7 protein-coding genes and 1 pseudogene are annotated in these 16,014 nt (G+C 50.8%); 1 reads left to right on the top strand and 7 read right to left on the bottom strand.

Annotated features, from left to right (window positions below):
• The first annotated feature begins 616 nt into the window (after positions 1–616).
• Positions 617–1,699, top strand: coding sequence for a mannose-1-phosphate guanylyltransferase (locus Q0502_RS06105; protein WP_298648481.1), 1,083 nt, complete (start codon positions 617–619; stop codon positions 1,697–1,699).
• Between the two features lie 98 nt (positions 1,700–1,797).
• On the opposite strand, the gene asnB is transcribed toward Q0502_RS06105, so the two are convergent.
• The 7 genes and pseudogenes from asnB to nrfA all read right to left on the bottom strand — a co-directional run bounded on the left by asnB (position 1,798) and on the right by nrfA (position 15,909).
• Positions 1,798–3,474: an asparagine synthase B gene (asnB, locus tag Q0502_RS06100; RefSeq protein ID WP_298648478.1), complete on the bottom strand. Its 1,677-nt coding sequence runs from the start codon at positions 3,472–3,474 to the stop codon at positions 1,798–1,800.
• A gap of 168 nt (positions 3,475–3,642) precedes the next feature.
• Entirely contained in the window at positions 3,643–5,115 is a 1,473-nt protein-coding gene (locus Q0502_RS06095; RefSeq protein ID WP_298648475.1) for a glutamate synthase subunit beta, read from the bottom strand.
• A gap of 12 nt (positions 5,116–5,127) precedes the next feature.
• Positions 5,128–9,694 (bottom strand): annotated as a pseudogene (gene gltB / locus Q0502_RS06090) (glutamate synthase large subunit).
• 93 nt (positions 9,695–9,787) lie between these two features.
• A complete protein-coding gene (locus tag Q0502_RS06085) occupies positions 9,788–11,983 on the bottom strand; it encodes a glutamine synthetase III (protein WP_298648471.1) in 2,196 nt (731 codons plus the stop codon).
• A gap of 373 nt (positions 11,984–12,356) precedes the next feature.
• Complete coding sequence (gene ccsA, locus Q0502_RS06080; protein WP_298648468.1) at positions 12,357–13,145, bottom strand: cytochrome c biogenesis protein CcsA; 789 nt, start codon at positions 13,143–13,145, stop codon at positions 12,357–12,359.
• On the bottom strand, positions 13,142–14,413 hold the full coding sequence (locus tag Q0502_RS06075; RefSeq protein WP_298648465.1) for a cytochrome c biogenesis protein ResB: 1,272 nt from the start codon (positions 14,411–14,413) through the stop codon (positions 13,142–13,144). The genes ccsA and Q0502_RS06075 overlap by 4 nt, the downstream gene beginning before the upstream one ends.
• A complete protein-coding gene (nrfA, locus tag Q0502_RS06070; protein ID WP_298648462.1) occupies positions 14,410–15,909 on the bottom strand; it encodes an ammonia-forming cytochrome c nitrite reductase in 1,500 nt (499 codons plus the stop codon). The genes Q0502_RS06075 and nrfA overlap by 4 nt, the downstream gene beginning before the upstream one ends.
• Positions 15,910–16,014 lie beyond the last annotated feature (105 nt).

Here is a 16,014-nt window from a genome sequence, read left to right as displayed (position 1 = left end):
GAATCCACTGGTGTTTGAGACCAGCGCGTCTACCAATTCCGCCATCTGGGCATTACCAAAAGTGAATGCAAAAGTACGCATATTTTTGGTATTTTAAAATAAGTTACCGCTCTTTTTTGCGAGTATGGGGTGTAATTCATGTTTTATTTGAAGTTTTGATCGTCTGTCTTTGTGGTCGAATGCATATGTCAGTGATGCTATACCTCTGTTTGGTTGGAATGTCACCGCCTCTCGTTTTCCAGAGGGAAGACTAAAGGTCGAAAATGTTTTATGGATTTTGTGCGGTTCTCTTCTCTTTTCGTTAGGATATGGGGGGAAGATTATTTGTACTATGTGGTAGATAGCAGTTATTTCGTTAAGTGAGAGTAGAACAAGATTCAAACGGTTAACTTTAGGGAATAATTCTCATGTTCGTTTCCGACTGCTTTCCGATGTGGTTTCGGTTTTGTTTTGTATCTTTAAGGGCAAATTTGCGGAGACCATAAACAAATTGTTGCGAAAGGACGTTATTTAACTAATAAGGAACGTTTTCGTTAAGCTAAATTTATTGAACCCGTAAAATGACAGATATGAACCGACGTAAATTTCATTTTAAAATACATATATAATCTTAGGAATGAGAAACAATCATAATTATTGTGTCATAATGAGCGGCGGGGTAGGAAGCCGCTTCTGGCCCTTCAGCAAGGAGGGAAAACCCAAACAATTTCTTGATTTCTTCGGAACGGGACGGTCATTGCTGCAAAGTACCTTCGACCGGTTTAAACAGATTGTTCCGGTTGAGAACATATATATTGTGACGAACGATGCGTACGCCGAAATGACGAAGAAGCAGTTGCCGGAACTGAAAGAGGATCAGCTTCTGCTGGAGCCGATCAGGAGGAATACCGCTCCTGCCATCGCATACGCTTCTTTCAGAATAAAAGCGGTTGATCCCGATGCGAATATAGTCGTCGCCCCTTCGGATCACCTGATCGTGAAGACGGATGAGTTCGTGGCCGATATCCAAAAGGGACTGGACTTTGTAAACAGCAACCCGGTTCTACTCACGCTGGGAATTAAACCCAGTCGTCCTGAAACAGGTTATGGATATATTCAGGTGAATGAGGAAGAGACAGGCGGAATCTACAAAGTGAAAGCGTTTACCGAGAAGCCTAATTTCGAACTGGCCAAAAAGTTTGTCGACAGCGGAGAGTTTGTATGGAACTCGGGTATCTTCCTGTGGAATGTAAACACCATCATGGATGCTTTCAAAAAATACCTTCCGGATATCAATCAGAAATTCAGTGAGGGAAAAGAGTTGTTCAACACGCCTGAAGAGAAAAAGTTTATCGATGCCAGTTTCCCGTTCTGTCCCAATATATCCATCGATTACGGTATCCTGGAGAAAGCTGATAACGTCTATGTGAACATCTCCAATTTCGGCTGGAGCGACCTGGGAACCTGGGGTGCTCTGCATGAAATTTCAGGGAAGGATGAGGAGAGCAACGCCAACCTGCACTGCAAAACCCTGTTTGTCGAGAGCAACGACAATATCGTCGCGATGAGTGAGGATAAACTGGTCGTCTTACAGGGTCTTGACGGTTATATTGTGGCCGAGTCGGACAATGTATTGATGATCTGCAAGAAAAGCGAGGAGCAGCGGATCAAACACTTCGTGACGGATGTGAAGTTCCGTTACGGCGACGAGTATGTTTAACCCGACCGGGGCATAAAGCCGGGTATTCGCCCGGCTCAGTGCGTGCTGATGCTTTTGGTGTCTGGTCTTCCGGAATCATGTATACGAATTCATGAGGCTCAGTGCGCCTGCTGATATCCGTGCTCATGTACTTGGCCGACCGCTCTGCCTGAGGGGTCGGCATTTTTCCTGAATTGCTCATCCCATTCCAGGGCGACAGGCGTACTGCATGCTACCGACGGAACGGACGGAACGCACCGGGCGGCGCTGTCCGACGGGAACAGTTCGGAATAGATACAGCGGTACATGTACTCTTCTTTGGTTAACGGCGGATTGATGGGAAAGCGATGATGTACATTGGCCATCTGTTCGTCCGTTACTTCGTGGGCCGCCATCTCTTTTAAGGTGTCGATCCAGCCGTATCCTACACCGTCGGAGAACTGCTCTTTCTGGCGCCAGGCAACTTCTGCGGGCAGATAATCTTCAAATGCCTGGCGCAGGATATGCTTTTCAATCTTTCCGTTCCCCGCCATCTTGTCTTTGGGATTGAGGCGCATGGCTACATCCATAAATTCTTTGTCGAGGAAGGGTACGCGTCCTTCCACTCCCCACGATGCCAGCGATTTATTGGCCCGCAAACAGTCGTACTGGTACAATTTACCCAGTTTCCGGACGGTTTCTTTGTGGAACTCTTCAGCGTTGGGAGCTTTGTGGAAATAGAGATATCCCCCGAAGATCTCGTCGGCCCCTTCGCCGGAAAGCACCATCTTCACCCCCATCGATTTAATGAAGCGGGCGATGAGATACATCGGCGTACTTGCGCGGACAGTCGTCACGTCATATGTTTCGATATGGTAGATTACGTCCCGGATGGCGTCGATTCCTTCCTGAATGGTGTAATAAATCTCGTGGTGCACCGACCCGATATGGCTTGCCACTTTTCGTGCCGCCGCCAGGTCGGGCGATCCTTCCAGGCCGATGGCAAAGGAGTGGAGTTGCGGCCACCAGGCATCTTCGCGGTTGTCGCTTTCTACCCGTTTCGCAGCGAATTTCTTGACGATAGCGGAAATGATGGAAGAGTCCAGTCCGCCCGAAAGCAGTACCCCGTAAGGCACATCGCTCATCATCTGGCGTTGTACGGCGTCTTCCAGTGCTTTTCTGAGAAGTTGTACATCCGAAGTATTCCCTTTCACATTGTCATATTCCGTCCACTCGCGGGAATACCATCTCCGGGGTTGCTCGTCGCCACTGTAATAGTAATGCCCGGGAGGAAACTCTTCAATCCTGTTGCAATACCCTTCCAGCGCTTTCAACTCCGATGCGACATAGTAGGCTCCATCCTTGTCCCATCCGTGATAGAGGGGAATGATCCCGATATGGTCACGTCCCACCAAAAAAACATCTTTTTCGGTGTCGTACAGGGCAAAGGCAAAAATACCATTCAGATCATCCAGAAAGCCGGTCCCCTTATCCCGGTACAGCGCTAAGATAACTTCACAATCAGACCGCGTGAGGAATTCATACTTGCCCTGGTATTGCTTCCGGATCTCCCGGTGGTTATAAATTTCGCCGTTCACGGCCAGCACCAGTTTACCGTCTTTGCTGTAAAGAGGCTGTTTCCCCGACGCGGGGTCGATGATCGAGAGGCGTTCGTGCGCCATGAGTGCTTTATCGGAAGAGAAGATACCCGACCAGTCGGGTCCGCGGTGACGCAATTTCCTCGACATTTTCAGCAGTTGAGGGCGTAATTGTTCTTCCGGCCTTTTTATATTGAATGTACAAACTATTCCACACATGTTATTTCCTGTTTTTAATTTATCTTATAAATCCATCTTCTTTGGAGAGGTCTTTCCCTTTTCTACAAAGAAATTGGGGTGATGCAGCCATAAATCCGGATGAAACCATCTGCTTACGGCGGGGGATAACCGGATTTTAGCAATTTCTTATTGATTGATGAATGGATGTTATTGTGATAAAAGGGATGCTGCCGATGATACGGAAAGTGCCGCGTTCTCTTGCTGCATTAGCATCTGATGAATATTCTCGGCGGTTTTTCTGCCCGAGGCGATGGCTTTCACCACGAGACTGGCTCCCATCACGGCATCGCCGGTGGCGAAAACTTTGGGGACAGTACTGTGATGCTGTTTGTCGACCGCCACATTTCCCCGGACATCATAATTGACGCCTAATTCATTCAACAAACCCTCCTGGACCGGATGCACGAAGCCGAGCGCCAGCAGTACCAGGTCGGCTTTCAGTACTTCTTTCCTGCCTGTGGAAACCATACCGAAGCGGCCGTTCCCGTCTTTCTCCCAGTTCACTTCTTCTACCAGCGCCTCTTTCACCTGTCCTTTTTCTCCGCGGAACATCAGCGTATTCAGTTGCCAGCGGCGTTCGCAACCCTCCTCGTGTGATGAGGAGGTTTTCAGTACCTGCGGGTAAGGGCTCGGCCATGGGGTAGCGGAGTTATGCCCCACGGGTGGTTTAGGCATGATCTCGATCTGCGTCACGCTTTCGGCCCCCTGCCTTATCGACGTGCCCACACAGTCGGAGCCGGTATCGCCTCCGCCGATCACCAACACATGCTTCCCTTTTGCCGATATTCTTTCGGCGGTATCGGGTTCCTCTTTCTGAAGGATACGGATCTGTTGTGAGAGAAAATCCATGGCGAAGTGAATGCCTTGCAGCTCACGTCCCTCCGGAGTGATGTCCCTTGGTTGTCCGGCGCCCACTGCCAGGCAGACGGCATCATATTCCCTCATGATCTCCGCTCCCGAGATCTGTTTTCCTACCTCCGTATTGGTGCTGAATTCAATGCCCTCTTCGATAAGTAATGCCAGCCGGCGGTCGATGACCTGTTTGGCCAGTTTGAAATTAGGGATGCCGTACCTGAGCAGTCCGCCCGGTCTGTGATCCTTTTCGAAGACGGTGACAGAGTGCCCTTTCCTGTTCAGCTGCTGGGCTGCCGCCAATCCTGCCGGCCCCGAGCCGATGACGGCCACTCTCTTGCCTGTCCTGTGTTTCGGCGGATGGGCTTTTATCATGCCTTCCCTGAACGCCACTTCGGTCACGGCCGCCTCATTCTCCCGGATGGTCACCGGGGCTTCGTGTAGCGCAAGCACACAGGATTTCTCGCAAGGCGCGGGACAAACCCGCCCGGTAAATTCCGGAAAGTTATTCGTCTCCTGCAATACTTCTACTCCCTTTTTCCATTCGCCTTTGTAGATATGATCCTGCCATTCGGGCATTTTATTCCCAAGGGGGCAGGACCAGTGGCAGAACGGGATGCCGCAGTCCATACACCGGGCTGCCTGCAACTTGCGGTCTTCCCTGTTGAGTGTCTGCTCTACTTCGCTGTAATCATATATTCTGTCGCTTACGGGACGATATCCGGCCTCTTTCCTGGGTATCGTCATAAATGCTTTTGGATTTCCCATAATGTTGTCGTTTTAATAATCTCTTTCCACCACGGCGATTTTTTGGTTCAATGCCGCCATCTTCTTTTCCTGCAGCACTTTCTTGTATTCAATAGGCACTACTTTGATGAATTTACCTGCGTAAAACTCCCAGTTGTCGAGGATACGCCGGGCTATTTCGCTGTTGGTGTATTGACTGTGTCTGGATATCAGGTTTTTCAATTCTCTGATGTCGGATATCTCTTCCAGCAGTGTCAGTTCCACCATTTCCATATTGAAATTCAGATATAATAGGGATTATACGGATATTGCAGTAAAAGTCGAAATCACCTTTCTCATCCAATACATAGGCTACGCCGCCACTCATCCCGGCCGCAAAATTCCTTCCGGTGCTTCCGAGCACGACCGTACAACCACCGGTCATGTATTCGCAGCAATGGTCGCCGGCTCCTTCCACCACAGCGGTGGCGCCCGAGTTCCTTACGCAGAAACGTTCGCCGGCGATGCCGCTGATAAACACCTCTCCCGAGGTAGCGCCGTAGAGCGATGTGTTACCGCAGATGATATTCTCTTCCGATTTGAAATTGCTGCCTTTGGCCGGTGCCACGATGATACGTCCTCCCGATAACCCTTTACCCAGGTAATCGTTGCAGTCGCCATGCAGGTAAAAGGTGACGCCTCCAGCCAGGAATGCGCCGAAACTCTGCCCGGCCGATCCTTCAAAATAGGCCGAGATGGTGTGTTCCGGCAGCCCCTTTTGCCCGTACCGACCGGCAATGGCGCCCGACAGCATGGCACCCACTGCCCTGTCCGTGTTTTTTATTGCCGCCTTGATGCCCACCGATTGTTGGAGTTCGATGGCCGGAAGCGCTTCGGAGATAAGCATACGATCCAATACATCCTCAATCTTATGATGTTGGGTAGCCGTTCTCCTGATAGCGTAGCGGTTTGCTTCTTTCGGGAAGTAGATGATCTTTGCCAGATCGATCTTTCCGGTCTTAGGCAATTCCTGAAAATGCTTGCGTTCCAGCAGGTCAGCCCTGCCGATCACCTCATCCAGCGACCTGAATCCCATTTCCGCCAGTTGTTCGCGCGTATCCTGCGCCAGGAAACGGAAGAAATTGACGAGGTATTCATGTCGTCCCACGAACCGTTTCCGCAGTTCTTCGTTTTGGGTGGCGACTCCTACCGGGCAGGTGTTCAGATGGCACTTGCGCATCATCACACACCCCAGTACAATCAGTGCGCTGGTGGCAAAACCGAATTCTTCGGCGCCGAGTAATGCAGCCATTATAATGTCGCGTCCGGTTTTAAGTTGCCCGTCAGTCTGCAACGTGACCACCCCCCGTAAATTATTTGCTACCAGTGTCTGTTGCGTTTCCGCCAGGCCGATCTCTAACGGTAATCCCGCGTGCTTGATCGAACTGGCGGGGCTTGCGCCGGTGCCCCCTTCCGCGCCGCTGATAACGATCAGGTCGGCTTTGGCTTTCGCCACGCCGGCGGCGATGGTGCCAACACCGCTTTCTGAGACCAGTTTCACGCTGATCTTCGCGTTCGGGTTCACGTTCTTGAGGTCGAAGATAAGCTGCGCCAGATCTTCAATAGAATAAATATCGTGATGGGGCGGGGGAGAGATCAGGGTGATGCCGGGGATAGAATGCCGCGTCCGGGCAATGATATCGTCTATCTTGAAACCGGGTAACTGTCCCCCTTCGCCCGGTTTTGCCCCCTGGGCGATCTTGATCTGCAGTTCATCGGCATTCACGAGGTACTCCGTCGTGACCCCGAACCGGCCGGAAGCGATTTGTTTGATGGCGCTCCGGCGCGACAGGCCGTCGGCCTGCGGATGGAACCGTTCCGGATCTTCACCCCCTTCACCGGTATTGCTGCGTCCGCCGATGATGTTCATTGCGATGGCCATGGCTTCATGTGCTTCCTTGCTGATGGAGCCGTAAGACATGGCGCCGGTGCAGAAACGTTTCATAATGTTTTCTGCCGGTTCCACTTCTGAAATATCGATGGGATTGCGGGAATAGTCGAGCAGATCGCGGATAAAGGCGGGTTTCTCTTTGTTGTCTACCAATGCAGTATATTCCTTGAACAGCTCATAATTATTTGTCCGGGTGGCTATCTGCAGCCGGGCGATAGTTTCCGGGTTCCAGGCGTGGTACACTCCATCAATCCTGTAGGCGTAATTCCCGAGGTTCTGGAGATGGAAAGGTTCGCTGTCGTCGCTGTAGAACGCTTCGATGAATGGTTGCAACACTTCATGGGCTACATCCTCCATATCGATCCCTTCTATCTTTGAGGAGGTTCCTTTGAAGTAGCTTTCCAGCAGCGAGGATGAAATGCCGATGGCTTCGAAGATATGTGCGCCGCGATAACTCCGCAGGGTGGAGTTCCCCATTTTGGAAAGCACTTTCAGTAGCCCTTTGTTGATCGATTTGATATAGTTTTTCTTTGCCGTAGCGAGATCAAGCGCGATCTCGCCCGCTTTTATCTTTTCCGCAAGGATGGCGAAGACCATGTAAGGATTGATGGCGTTGGCGCCAAATCCGAATAATAGGGCGAAATGCATCACTTCGCGCGGCTCGGCACTCTCCACTACAATATCGATCTGCATCCTTTTGCGTTTCTCCACCAGGTAATGGTGTACGGCTGATGTGGCGAGCAGGGAAGGGATAGGCGCATGTTCCGCATCCACACCTCTGTCGCTCAATACGATATAATTTTTGCCTTCATCGATCGCTTTTTCGACTGAAACACACATCTGTTCCAGTGCCCTACGCATCCCTTCAGCACCGCTTTTCGGATCGAACAGCATGGGGATAATGGCAGAGGAGAATCCTTTGTACCGCAGGTTCAACAGGATATCGAACTGGGTGTTGGTCAGGATAGGGCTTTTTACCTTCACAATACCCGATAGTGCGGGTATATCTTTAAGGAGATTTTGATGTACGGCGCCCAGGTAGCCGGTCAGCGACATCACCAGTTCCTCCCGGATCGGGTCGATGGGAGGATTGGTCACCTGTGCAAACTGTTGCCGGAAGTAGTTGAACAGTCGTTGCGGCTTGTCTGACAGCGCCGCCAGCGTCACATCGTTACCCATCGAGGAGACAGGTTCTTTCCCTTCCAATGCCATCGGTTTGATAAGTATGTCGATATCTTCCACCGAATAGCCGAATGCTTTCAGCAGGGTCTCGTAGTTTCCGACATTGTTGTTCACGCTTCGTCCCGAAGAGATATCATCCAGCTTGAGGCAGTTCCTGCTCAACCATTCACGGTAAGGAAAGCCTTTTGCCAATGTCTCTTTTAACTCTGTATCAGAATAGATGGTGCCGGTCAGCGTGTCGATCATCATCATCTTTCCCGGCTTCAACCGTCCCATCTGTTTGATGTCGGATGGCTCGAAAGCGAGGGTACCCGTTTCCGATGCCATGATCATGACGCCGCTGTGGGTGATAGTATATCGTGCCGGCCGTAACCCGTTCCGATCAAGCATTCCGCCCGCGTAACGCCCGTCGCTGAAGATAAGCGTGGCCGGCCCGTCCCACGGTTCCATCAGCATGCTGTGGTATTCGTAGAACGCTTTCACCCCGTCCGGGATGGGATTTTTTTCATTGAAACTTTCCGGAACCAGCATCGCCATAGCGTGCGGGAGCGATTTGCCGGACATCACCAGGAATTCCAGTACATTGTCGACGGAGGCGCTGTCGCTCATATTGGGCTGGACTACCGGGTAGAGTTCCTCCATATCGGCGAACAGGTCCGACTGCAATACGCTCTCACGGCTCTGCATCCATTGCCGGTTCCCGCGGATGGTGTTGATCTCGCCGTTGTGCGCCAGCATCCGGAACGGTTGCGCCAGGTCCCATGTGGGGAATGTGTTGGTGCTGAACCTGGAGTGGACCAGCGCGATCCGGCTGGTGAAGTTGGGGTTGGTGAGATCCGGAAAGTATTGACGAAGCTGTATCGACGACAACATCCCTTTGTAGATCATCTGCCGGGTAGAGAGGCTTACTATATAAAAACTTCGCTCTTCCGCTATCGCCGAGGCATAGATGGCCTTCTCCACTCTTTTTCGCAGGATATAGAGTTTTCTCTCCAACTCATCAGGCGAAACATGACCGGTAACGAACAACTGTTTGATCACCGGTTCGCTGACCAGGGCGATTTCACCCAGACAATCGCTGTTGACCGGCACATCCCGGATAAAGAAGAGCGAAAGATCCTCTTCATAAGCTTTCTCTTTGATGATAGAGAGGCAATAATTCCTTTTTTCGTCTTCCTGCGGCAGGAAGACGAGGCCGGTACCGTATCTCCCTTCCGGCGGAACGGCAATACCCTGCAGTAGAATGAACTCATGCGGGAGCTGTACCAGTATCCCCGCCCCGTCGCCGGTGATGTTGTCGGCGCTTTCAGCGCCCCGGTGCACCATATTCTCCAGCACCTGCAGCCCTTTCTCCACAATGTCGTGGGACTTCTCGCCCGTTAATGTCATTGCCAGGCCGACGCCGCAGGCATCATGCTCGTTCTGGAATGAATAGAGCGACTCTTTTTCGAATTGCCGGAGATCCCGGAATATATTTTCTTGTCTCATTTTGCGTCGTTTTTAGTTTTTAGCCAAAAAAATAGCAGATAATCAATTATCTGCTATTCCAAATAAATGTTTATCGTTGTCGGATACTGACGTTTAGCTGATGAATAGCAGCTCTCTGTATTTGGGTAGGGTCCACATCTGATTATCCACGATCAGTTCCAGTTTGTCTACATGATAGCGGATCACGTTGAAGTAGACCTCCACCTTGTCATGGTAGGCTACGGCTTTTTCGCGGGCATCTTCCAGTTTGTTGGCCGCTTTCCGGGCTTCTACCATATCGTCCACATTCACTTTTATAGCCGATATATGGTCTGCGATCTCCTCGATAAGGGCAGCATCTTCCTTTGACAGCCTGTCCGCTTTCTCCTTGTCGAAAACGGCATGCATTTTATATATGTTATCCAGCAACATCGATTGGTATTCCGTGGCGACCGGGATGATGTGGTTCATACAGAGGTCGCCCAATACACGGGCTTCTATCTGTATCTTCTTGGTGTAGGTCTCCCATTTCACCTCGTTGCGGGCATGCAGTTCTTTTTCGTTCAGTACGCCGATGCTCTCGAACATTTCTACCGATTCTTTGGATGTATAGATGTCATAGATCAGGGGAACACTGGTTTCGCAGTCGAGTCCGCGTCTTTTGGCTTCTTCTTTCCACTCTTCGCTGTAGCCATTACCGTCGAAACGAATGGGCCTGGACTCCTTGATGTAGAGGCGGAGCGTATCGAAGATGGCCTCCTCTTTCTTCATCCCCTTTTTTATTTTCAGGTCGATCTCTTTCTTGAAGTCGATCAACTGGGCAGCCATTGCCGCATTCAGCGCAGTCATTGCCGATGAGCAGTTGGCCAATGAGCCTACGGCCCTGTATTCGAAACGGTTGCCGGTGAAAGCAAACGGTGATGTGCGGTTCCTGTCGGTGTTGTCAATCAGCACTTCGGGGATATGCGCCACACCTAATTTCATCTGTTTCAGTTCGTCCACGGTGATGTCGTCGTCTTCGGAGCTCTGTTCGATCTTATCGAGTACGGCCGTGATCTGTTTTCCCAGGAAGATGGAAATGATGGCCGGAGGCGCTTCATTGGCTCCCAGGCGGTGTGCGTTGCTGGCCGACATGATGGAGGCTTTCAGCAATCCGTTGTGTTTGTACACTGCCATCAACGTGTTCACCAGGAAGGTGACGAACAGCAGGTTCTCATTGGCGGTCTTGCCGGGGGTGAACAGGCCGATCCCGGTATCTGTACCCAGCGACCAGTTATTGTGCTTACCCGACCCGTTTATGCCGGCGAACGGTTTCTCGTGCAGTAGCAGCTTAAAATGATGTTTGACGGCTATCCTGTGCATAAGCGTCATTATCAACAGGTTCTGGTCGACTGCGAGATTGGTCTCTCCGTAGATGGGAGCCAATTCAAACTGGTTGGGAGCCACCTCATTGTGGCGGGTTTTTAACGGGATACCGTATTTATAAGCCTCGAGTTCCACCTCACGCATGAAAGATGCCACGCGCGGGGGGATTGCCCCGAAGTAGTGGTCTTCCAATTGCTGGTTCTTGGCGCTTTCATGCCCCATAAGGGTGCGCTCTGTAAGGCTCAGGTCAGGCCGGGCGGCATAGAGCGCCTGGTCCACCAGAAAATATTCCTGTTCCCATCCAAGGTATGAGTAGACTTTTTTTACCTCGGGATGGAACAGTTTACAAACCTCCACTGCCGCCGTGTCTACAGCCGAAAGCGATTTCAGCAGCGGTGTCTTGTAGTCCAGCGCCTCTCCCGTATAGGAGATAAAAACGGTGGGAATACACAATGTATCGTCGATGATAAAAGCGGGTGAAGAAGGATCCCATGCGGTATACCCTCTCGCTTCGAAAGTATTGCGGATGCCGCCGCTGGGAAAACTCGACGCATCGGGCTCCTGCTGTGCCAGCAGTTTACCCGAGAATCTCTCGATAATCCCCCCGTCGGGGCCGTTTATGTAGTCGATGAAAGAGTCATGTTTTTCGGCAGTACCTTCTGTGAGCGGTTGGAACCAGTGCGTGTAATGAGTCGCGCCCATCTCCATGGCCCACATTTTCATGCCGGCTGCCACGTGATCGGCAATCCCCCGGTACAGTGTGGTTCCCCGGTCAATCGCTTCCAGTACGATATTCATCGTCTCTTTGGAGAGATATTTCGACATCTGTGTCCTGTTGAATACATATTTGCCATAATACTCGGAAGGGAGTTGTGTAGGAGGCGTCACTTCTAAGGGCGTTCTCTTGGATGCTTCTTCTACTGCTTTAAAACGTAATGTTGACATAATAGAGGTAAATTTGATAAATGGAGGCTTTTACACCCGCGATTTTATATTTGAGTAAACAATCTGCTGCAAAAATAATCAATTTGTTTGACAATCCAAATGAAAACGATAAAAAAGTAATATAATCCGATAAAATTTAACTTTATGTTTGATTTTTCAGTCTTTTTGTATCAAAAATACACAAATGGGCGGTCATATGAATTCCGTTTCACATTGAATGGCGTAAATTCATTGCAAAAGTAACTATTTTGAGAATGAAATGTCTATTTTCAAGGAAATTCTCACCCTGGAATAATGAAAAGGATAACCTGAAGTCCCCGTTTCACGAAGAACAGTACCATGGAAACGGGTTCTAAGCTGTGCTGGCAATATTTCAGGAGGAATAAGTATGAATGCTTTGTTGCGCCGAGGGGAGGTAATTGACGCCGTACCAGCATATCTGCAATAAGATGAACGCGAGGACCAGAAGGATCATCGAGGTTTTGTCCGACGCGTTCTTTTTCAACCGGTAATGGATATAGAGCAGGTATCCCAGCCAGGTGGCGGCCGCCCACGTCTCTTTCGGATCCCAGCTCCAATAATGTCCCCACGCCACTTTTGCCCAGATGGCTCCCATCAGCATGCCCAGCGTAATGCAGGCGATGCCGGCGTACACCATGCTGTCTGTCATCTCCATGAGGCGGGCTTTGTGGGTGATTTTCTTTTCCCTGGCCAGATAGTAGATGGCTACCAGCGTTGCGGCACCCAGAATAGCATAGGAGAACATATAAATAATAACATGAGGGGCGAACCAGGGACTTTGCAGCGCCGGCATAAGCACTTTGTTGTGAATATCGGGCTTTACGATATTGACGATGATAAATACCGTGGAGAGCACAGTGGTAAAAGAGAGTATCCATTTGTAGTTCCAACGCAGATAGGTGAGGAGTCCCGCCACGGGGAGGAAAAAGGAATACCAGAGCCGTGTTTCACCCATGGTGCGGAGGGGTGGACGCTCCAGCGAGATCCACAGCCCGGCTATGAAAAGCGAAAACAGGATCAATCCGGCTGCAGTCAGCCATGCCGGCCATAGTTTATGTTTGCTCCGGTATGCAAGGGCAGCTCCGCTGCCCCAAAGCAGTACGGCTCCCACCGCAAAGTATATGAATGAATCCCAGGTCATGATATGCTTTTTTTAGGTCCCGCGATAAACAGGAAAAGCGCCCCGGCAAGCAGCATGAAGATGCCTATGTAAACCGTTTTCAACCAGGGGTCGCGCACCAACTCGAAGACGGATGTGCCGGAATATTTACCTTTCGAGTCGTCGTAGCTGTACTGATAGATCATCCAGTCTTCTACCTGCAGCGGTCTGTTGACTTCGATCACCGCTTCTTTTGTACTTCCGGCTTCCGTATATACAGTCACATGCGAACTGTATTTTCTTACCTCCTGCAGCGGCATGGCCACGCTTGTTTCTTCATCAATCTGCAACAGGAGGTGCGGGAAGAGGTAACTGCCGTTGCTGACCCATCCCTCCATAGGCTGACCGAGACCCGGTTTGTCCGCTTTCACCCTGATGGCCGCGGTAGCTCCCTCCATCATCATGGGAACCACGTTCAGGAAAGTAGAGTCCCTGAAGATAGCCGCGTGCGGCAGGTAATCCGTTATTTCAAGGGTTACGTCCGCCAAACGGGCGGTTTTTCCCACTCCTTCAAACATATAGGTTTCGGGGCGCGAGGCGGGCAACATTTTTCCCGTTTCGTTTTCGATAATGACTAATTTGGGTTCATATTCCTCTATCATAAAGGTATCCAATTGGATGGCAACAGGCAATTCCTTTATTTCCCCCGTTTTACCGGTTCCGCGCCATTCCACCTGCCCTTCCTGTATGCTCATCGTGAGCCGTTCCATATCGGCACTTCCCAGTAATCCGCCCAGCAGGGCGATGAACAGGCCGAGATGATTCAGATAGAATCCGATGTCGCGCCAGCTCTGCTTCCGGGTTGTCCGTCTCAGAGTGACAAGTCCCAGGATGGTCAGGTTGTAAAAACAGAGTAATACGAATGGCCATGAATGGATCATCTGATACCAGCCGGGAGAACTGAAAAGGTGAGGAGGCAATTGCTCCCGGCCCGTACCGGCAGGAAATTGGGGGACCAATCCCAGGATCACGGTGAGTGTGAGCAGGGCGGCTAACGCCGGAATGGTGGCATATACCCCTGACAGCCATCTGACCGTCCTGCTTTTTCCGGCTAGAAAATGGACAGCCAGAATCCCCGCAACGAAAAGGGCTCCGAGAATAGTATTGACGGGGAAAGCAAAAAGGGCGGTCTCGATATTCCCGGCTGCGAATTGCAGGAGCAACCCCGACAACAGGACGCCTGCCGCCATGATAAAACCTTCCGCATACCCCCACGGCTGCTCCCAGATCTTACGGGAAGGACTTTTCATCGCAGACTTACCAGCCGGTTATTGGCTTTTGCCATTTCAAGCCATTGGGGAACAACGTTTTCCAGGAAATTCTTCTTGTTGGCCTTTTCCTTTTGTATGTCGAGCCCGATATAGGCCTGCGCCTTCTCTTTTGTGGAGATATCCGGCAGGGGAACATTGCCGGTAAAACCGATTTCTGCCAATACTTTGGAGATTTCAAACCGGGCTTTGTGCGCACGGTCCAGACCCATGGAGAGGATACGCTGGAATTCAACCGGAGAATGGAAGGAACCCCCGTGCGAAGCGACTGCGTAATCCCAGCGCCATTGCGCCTGACGGATAAGTTGCAGGGCGTTGTGCATTTGTGTCTCGGAAGCCCCTTTTTCCCACGCGAACTGGGCTTCAAGGTGCGCTTTTGCAAGTTCTTCCTCTACCAGGTTACGGATCTGGTCTGCACTACGCTGCCGTTCATACACGGCGTTCCTGAGATCCTCTTCCGTCTCCCTGTGGCATACCTGGCAGGTATTGTTCATGCTCGCGAGGGGACTTCTTATATGATGGCTGCTGTACTTTACGCCGCCTTCTGAAATATAGGGCATATGGCAATCCGCACACGATACGCCCCGTTGGGCATGTATGCCCGTTTTAAATATCTCATAATCGGGATGTTGTGCCTTGATGATGGGCGCTTTACTCAGCGCGTGCGTATAGTCGGCAAAACCGATGCTGTCGTAATACTGCTCCGCTCCCTCCATGGTGGTACCATTGTGCCAGGGGAAGATCAGGTACTTGCCTTCGGGTGTGAAATAATATTCCACATGGCACTGCGCACAGGCCAGTGAGCGCATTTCCTGGTGGGTGGCTTCCCTGATGTCCAGGTCCATATTTGCAAATCCCTCTATAAGGCCCGGGCGGCTGATCTTCAGATCCATGGTTCCGGCATCATGGCAATCGGCACAGCCGATGGGATTGACCACTTCGTGTCCCCAATGCGCCCAACTCTCTTTGTAGAATTCGGCAATTCCCACCGAATCCATCAGCCGCGGTACGTCGGGACTTTTACATGTCCAGCAGGTAGCCGGCTGCGGCCCTGCGTCGGGAGTCATGGGCGCCCCGGTACGCAGTGAGTGGTGTACATCTTCGACCGCGTGCATATGTCCTCTCGGTGTGCCGTAATCTTTCGCGAAAGCGTAACCGGCCCACAGGATCACCATCTCTGGGCGTTGTGCGAGTACGTCCACCGCGCTGCTCCCGTTAAACTCGCTTTGAAATGTGGTATCTGCCGTCTTGGTCCATGTTTCATATTCACGCGGATAATTCACTGCGAATACCTCGCTCCTCGACTCTATACCCGCGATCTCCACTTTCCTGTTGTTCATCACGCTTGCTATCTCGGCCCTTCGCTGGGTAATGGAAGCCGCAAGCATTCCCAGTAGGAATACTACTCCCAGTGTAACGAAAAAGAGTACCCATCCTACCCAGGGCTTCATTTTGTTATCGTTTTTCCCGTTCTTCATAAATTATGAATTACTAGTTATTATTTTTCAATGACTGATTACCAATTACCTGTTTAAATAGAATTTGTTGATCATTCAATCTCTGATCGTCATATCTTAATCTTC

Origin of the sequence: uncultured Proteiniphilum sp., assembly GCF_937873925.1 — a bacterium.
Classification (GTDB): domain Bacteria; phylum Bacteroidota; class Bacteroidia; order Bacteroidales; family Dysgonomonadaceae; genus Proteiniphilum.
Note: the sequence above shows the minus strand (reverse complement) of the source record. Positions and strands in the feature narration are given on the sequence as shown.